The organism is Listeria valentina, assembly GCF_011800755.1.
Classification (GTDB): Bacteria; Bacillota; Bacilli; order Lactobacillales; family Listeriaceae; genus Listeria; species Listeria valentina.
In genome coordinates, this window is sequence record NZ_JAATJW010000095.1 from 1 (window position 1) to 5,598 (window position 5,598).

Genomic DNA, 5,598 nt, shown 5'->3' on the forward strand with positions numbered 1-5,598 from the left:
TTACTGATTAAGGACTTAGACAACGATTTTGAGAACATTCTCATCATCGAACAGTATAATTTGGGTGTTTGGAAAGAAGATTCTATTCTGGCATTGCGTGAAGCTTATGCGGAGGAGTTGGCTCGTTGCTATGAAGAAGGCGCTGAAACATGGCGAATTGCTTATTTCATGAATGAGCTCGATAAAATCGAAAATAAATATAAACGATTACAGGCAATCGAAGAAGCAAAACAAGCACAAGTAGCCTGAAAAAAACCTAAAAAAACGTGGGTTTATTTGGCATGCCTAAAAATAGATGGTGGTTTTCGTAGGTTTTAGCGACATCGAAAAAATCGAAGTTGTGGAGTGGAAAACAACAAAAAACAAGCGCATAAATGCCCTTGCTTTTTGTTACTATAAAACGGTTAAAGGTTGTTATTAGATTAGTTGCACGTTTATTGTAACGCGTGTCTATGAAATTAGCAATGAAAGAGAGAAGGTAGTTCATGTCAAAACTTGTCAGGTGCGCGTGGAAGTACAGGCGGCAAGGTCGAAAAAATCGACGCTGTTTGCACACGTTGCGAAGCGATGTATAAGTGCGTCCTTTTAGGGGCTCCATTTATTCCAGAAATTCGAATAGAACCGAACAAAACCATACATTTCTGATACAATGTTGAAGAATGTTGAAAACTTGTTTAAGACAAGAAAAGAGGCCATGTATCATGAATCAAGAAAAGACGATTTCTGAACTCGCAAAAGAGTTAGGTGTATCCAGACAAGCTATTTATAAGCGTGTCAATCAGTTGCCGTCAACGTTGACACCTAAAAAGGTTGACAAGGTTTATAAGTTAAATGCTGATGCAGTGGAATTTATAACGAAAAGTGTAAACCAACCTGACAACCAGAATGACAACGAAAATGACAACCAAGTTGTCAAAGAAGTTGACAGGTTGACAGAGCAAAATAAAGAGTTAAAAGCTGAAAAAGAACAATTACATAAACATTTAATAGCCAAAGATGAACAATTGGCGGGTATGCAAAAGCTACTCGATCAACAGCAACAATTATTGCTAAAGGAACAGCAAAAGAACCAGTTGTTCCTGGAAGAAGCGAAAACCGAGTCAGAAAGCGAAAACAAGGGCTTTTTCAATCGATTATTTAACAGAAAAAGCTAAGGTTTGCTAAGGTGATAGAAAAAAACGGGGGGCTACCCATATTACCCAAAAGTGCCTGCCTGCTGCCGTTTAGTTGCTTGTTGTTTTTTGAATCTAGGGCGTAAAAAAAGAGCCTTCAAAGGTGAAGACTCTGAGTATCAACTATTAGGGTTATTGCGTCGATTACTTTTAAGGATATCGGCTTCGGTAGCTTTCATGTCGGCATAAATTTCAGCGACAGAACGGTCTTTTTTAGGTTCATCAATGGCACTAGTTTCTTTTCCTTTTGCTTTTTCTTCGGCTTCAATGTCAGTGACATTTTTAGATTTATATTCGTATCCAGGTTTAGAATATTTGTCATCGAATATTGTCGGAGTGTCAACGACTTCAACACCATTTATTCCGTCTAAAGGAGCATCAATTTTTAGTTTTTCATTATTGTTTAAGTAACCTTCAATATGTACTACACCAGTTGGGTTTGTGTAAGTTTTTGTTAGCGTAATAGATTCTATATTGTTGTAGTTGTATTTTAGAAATTTTTCAATCCGTGGTTTTTGTTCTTGCATCAATTCTTTTTCCTGATGTTTCATGTATAAGTACCCTCCAAGTATGACAAATAGTAGTATAATCAGTATAATTAAACTAATTTTTAGTTTTGTTTTTGTTTTCTTTTTCATGAAGTCAACTCCCGTCATTACGCAATACAAGATAAATATAACATAGAGGTGAAGAAAATGGCAGAATTTACAGATGAACAGTATTTTAATTTAGCTGATAGAGTTTATAAAAATGATATTTTAAAACAAGGAAGTTTAGTTAAAACAAAAGATGGTTCAAAATGGCGAGTAATTAATTCAGTCGACAAATCAGGAAGTGGCTTACAAGCTGTCGCTGTAGTTCCAGCAAAGGACTACAAAAAAGGGAAAACGGATTATGACAATGTGGTGTTTGCATCGCGTGGTTCTGAAACATCAGGAATAGTCGCAATGTACAAAGATTGGGTTGTAACAGACTTTGCAAAAATGGGAATTGGATTGAAGCCCAACACTGATATGAAGTTAAAAAGTACGCAGGGTAAAAATATACAAAAAATAGCCAAAAACGCCTGGAAGGCAAATACGTCAATCCCTATGAAAATGCTGTTACACGTGGCTTCCTGGCAAGTAAACGGAGAGAATCAATTTACAGACTATCAGGATTTTGTGAATCAAACATTGAAACAATATAAAATAAAAGATTGCAGTTTTACGGGGCATAGTTTGGGCGGAGCCCTGGCGCAATTTATGGCGGTACAACTCAAAAAACAGGCGGTTACATATGCGGCGGCGAATCCTTACCGTTTGTTATCAAAAGAACAACAACAGGCAGTGAAAAATGGCGATTTTGAGGGACTTATTACGGATTACAGGCATCGACTTGATCCAGTCGGTAAAATCGTACCGAATGAACGAATTATAGGAAAACAGTACATTATGGATACGAACCCGAATGAAGCATTCGGGACAGCTATTATTATGGGGCATATGCGTGGCACATTTGCAGGTATGTTTAACGCAGATGGGACAGCTAAACTCAAAGTGAATCCAGATGCGGTCATTGCGTATGCAGGGCGCATAGATAACATTGTGTCGATTATGCGCAAGATTCAACAACGCATGCAACAACTCGAAGAAGACGTGAACCAAAAATCCAAACAGTTAAGAAATAAACTCAATGATGAAACGGTTGAAGGTGGGAAGTATAGCGAGTTAACGATATGGGACGTGGACGAGATATTGACCGAACGTTCAAAGAAATATCAGAATGGAATCTATACGTATCATGACCCCGAAGCCTTCCAACGATTCTATGAATCGAATGAAAAAAACATCCAAAAGCTGAAAGAGTTTCAGCGAGAACTCATTCAGGCGGCGAAGAAAATACGAGAAAAAGATAACGAATTAGGGAACTGGATAGCGGCCAACATGAAATAAAGGCACAGGAGGCAAATAAGCATGTACGGGAATACCTATGAAAGGGAGAGAGCTCGAGCATTAGGCGATGCATCAGGCGAGTATAAATATCAAGCAGGCGTATTAAAAGAACGGCTAAAAAGTAAAGATTTAACGCCTGCCGAGCGTGCCAACATGATTGCGGCAGAGCGAGAACTTGTCCGAAAAGCGCAGAAAATCGCCTTAAAAAGGGCTGTAAATAAAGGGGCAGAAAAAATAGAATCAGACTTGAGCGACACGATGAAAAAATTACAAAAAGATTATCCGACAGCCCAGGAAGATTTAACGAGTTTGCAACGAGAGTTGAAAGATGCCTTTGACTCGAAAACAGGTGATGCAGTGCAAGAATGGCTAGTGACGAAACAGGCGGATAGCATGCGAAATAGTCAAGATGATTTGTATAGTGCGTGGTAGACGTATTCAAGCGCTAAGAACGGATTAAGCAGGAAGGGTCAACGGTAAATGTCTGACTGGAGCAAAGCGGAAGGAATTTAAGGAGTTGACGCGAGCGACTGAATGACCACACTGATTGCGTAGCAAGCGGATTTCCAATCCGATTGCCTGCCTAACGGCGAGTGAAAAGCTTTTGACTTTTGTTTTTTATGAAAGTTTTTGCGGAGCTTTTTTCAAAAAGCGTTTCTTTTGAATGGTGGTTTTTCCAGAAACAAACACAACACAATTCTAAAAGTGGAGTGGTCAAAACGTTGAAATAAGAAGCTTTTTCTAGGAAATCGTTATAAAAATAAAGGAACGCGTTACTAAATAAGTGCACCCTAAAACGTTCCTTTTGACGAAACAAACACATGAAAAAGAGCAAAAAAAGAACCCTGTATTAAGAAAAGGGAAAGTTCATACAGGGGTTGTCAACAAGTGACAAATAGGAAGATGATACTCATTTAGAGATTGAATGAAAATATGTAGCCATAGCATACTGATTGTATCCTATCGGAACTATCGTACTAGATAATGCTGGAATTTGTCAATTTTAATGGGACTGTTCGTTTAAAAACAAGAACATACGTACGACGAAAGAATCAATTTTCCTAGTTCGATATACTTTGTCTTGAATTCACGAGCGAAACAGGATAGAATAAATATAAATTACATAACGGACGCGAAAAAAGCCTGTGAGCGACAACTCATCAGACTTTTTATACCCCAGTAGGAAAGCGCACCTTTCTTACGAGGCTTCGCATATAGGTTTTATTGGATAGACCAATCTAAGATATCAGGGGTGTTACCTGATACTTAGATTGTATAAACAATACTCCTATAAGTCAATCAAATTTGATTAAAAAAACAAGATGATTGATAGCAGATACCTTGTAAAGAATGGACGGCAATTCTTACGGGGGCTATCAGTTGTCTTGTTTTTTTGCGTTCCTACAAGTAATAAAAAAAGGTCGGAAGGCGTAGGCGATTGGCACGACGTGCCGACAGGCAAACGGCGAACGGCAGTGATGCCAAGCGGCGAAGCCGAGGAAAGGAGGAGCGGAGCGACGAGTTTCTTATTAACTTGATTTTAGTTAAACTTTAGCAGAAAATGCCGAGTAATGGCTATGCTAAGCGATTTTACACTGGGAGGTGTTCGATTTGGAAGTGACAAAAGTTGATGCGTTCATGAACAACCATGATTATGTACGCGTAACAGATATGAGTCGGATTATTGAACTGCAGTATATGCAACATTGGAATAAAACTTGTCCGATTCTAAAATTAAATCGGTCGGAGTATCTGGTGAAAAGCACGGGGGAGATTGGTACATATAATCTGTCTAAAACGAGAAGGGACAACATGAATTCCATGCGTCAATCGTTTAAGCGGTTATCTTATCTCATCAATGCGAACTTTTCAGGTGCAAACAATGAGTTGTGGATTACGTTGACGTTTAGAGATGACATATTTGATCATGATGTAGCCCTAAATAAATTTAAAAAATTCATCATGCGGTTACGTTACTATTCTAAAAAGCGCTGGGGGGGTTATGGTCATTTAGAATTTGTACGTGCGATTGAACCCCATGAAAAAGGCGACTGGCATTTTCATATGTTGTTGAAGTACTCAGCATTGAAAAAAGTGTTCATCGAAAATGAGGAGTTTGCTAATATTTGGAAACATGGCTATGTCAAAATTCAGCGCCCAGAGAAGACAGATAATATCGGAGCATACTTCACAAGCTATCTGACGAACCTAGAAGTGAATGAAGATGATTTTGAGGGTTTGACACCCGAAGAAGAAGAAAAACACGTGAGCGAGCTCCTGAGCGTTCCTGGAGCACGTAACATTGAATATACGAAGTCCAACAAGTCGAAACGGGTAATTAAAGGCGGTCGTCTGCACTTGTATCCATCAGGCATGCAACTATATAACACGTCAAGGGGCATTAAGATGCCTTCGCGTAAAGATATGACCCGTAAAAAGGCGATTAAAAGGTATAAAATTAAGGCGCAAAATTTAACGCTTAGAAAATCGTT

At 38.7% G+C, this 5,598-nt stretch carries 6 protein-coding genes; 5 read left to right on the plus strand and 1 reads right to left on the minus strand.

Annotated elements, in window-relative coordinates; genetic code table 11:
- Nucleotides 1-249 (plus strand): hypothetical protein (locus HCK02_RS13065; protein ID WP_167630540.1); only part of this gene is annotated, 249 nt, incomplete at its 5' end.
- Between the two features lie 452 nt (nucleotides 250-701).
- Nucleotides 702-1,154: an HTH domain-containing protein gene (locus HCK02_RS13070; protein WP_167630541.1), complete on the plus strand. Its 453-nt coding sequence runs from the start codon at nucleotides 702-704 to the stop codon at nucleotides 1,152-1,154.
- A 137-nt stretch (nucleotides 1,155-1,291) separates the two neighbouring features.
- Here HCK02_RS13070 and HCK02_RS13075 read toward each other — a convergent pair whose 3' ends face one another.
- A complete protein-coding gene (locus HCK02_RS13075) occupies nucleotides 1,292-1,723 on the minus strand; it encodes a DUF1433 domain-containing protein (protein WP_167630545.1) in 432 nt (143 codons plus the stop codon).
- A gap of 144 nt (nucleotides 1,724-1,867) precedes the next feature.
- Between HCK02_RS13075 and HCK02_RS13080 the strand changes: the two genes are divergently transcribed.
- From HCK02_RS13080 to HCK02_RS13090, 3 genes are all read left to right on the plus strand, one after another.
- A complete protein-coding gene (locus HCK02_RS13080) occupies nucleotides 1,868-3,106 on the plus strand; it encodes a lipase family protein (RefSeq protein ID WP_167630542.1) in 1,239 nt (412 codons plus the stop codon).
- 21 nt (nucleotides 3,107-3,127) lie between these two features.
- The gene (locus tag HCK02_RS13085; RefSeq protein WP_167630543.1) at nucleotides 3,128-3,538 is read left to right on the plus strand and encodes a hypothetical protein; all 411 of its coding nucleotides are present in this window, start codon (nucleotides 3,128-3,130) and stop codon (nucleotides 3,536-3,538) included.
- Between the two features lie 1,185 nt (nucleotides 3,539-4,723).
- Nucleotides 4,724-5,598, plus strand: an 875-nt coding sequence (locus HCK02_RS13090; protein WP_425482897.1) for a rolling circle replication-associated protein, incomplete at its 3' end; no start/stop codon positions are given.

Excerpts from the sequence above, each read along its gene's own strand:
- HCK02_RS13070 (WP_167630541.1), top strand. The coding sequence starts at position 702 with ATGAATCAAGAAAAGACGATTTCTGAACTCGCAAAAGAGTTAGGTGTA.
- HCK02_RS13075 (WP_167630545.1), bottom strand. The coding sequence starts at position 1,723 with ATGAAACATCAGGAAAAAGAATTGATGCAAGAACAAAAACCACGGATT.
- HCK02_RS13080 (WP_167630542.1), top strand. The coding sequence starts at position 1,868 with ATGGCAGAATTTACAGATGAACAGTATTTTAATTTAGCTGATAGAGTT.
- HCK02_RS13085 (WP_167630543.1), top strand. The coding sequence starts at position 3,128 with ATGTACGGGAATACCTATGAAAGGGAGAGAGCTCGAGCATTAGGCGAT.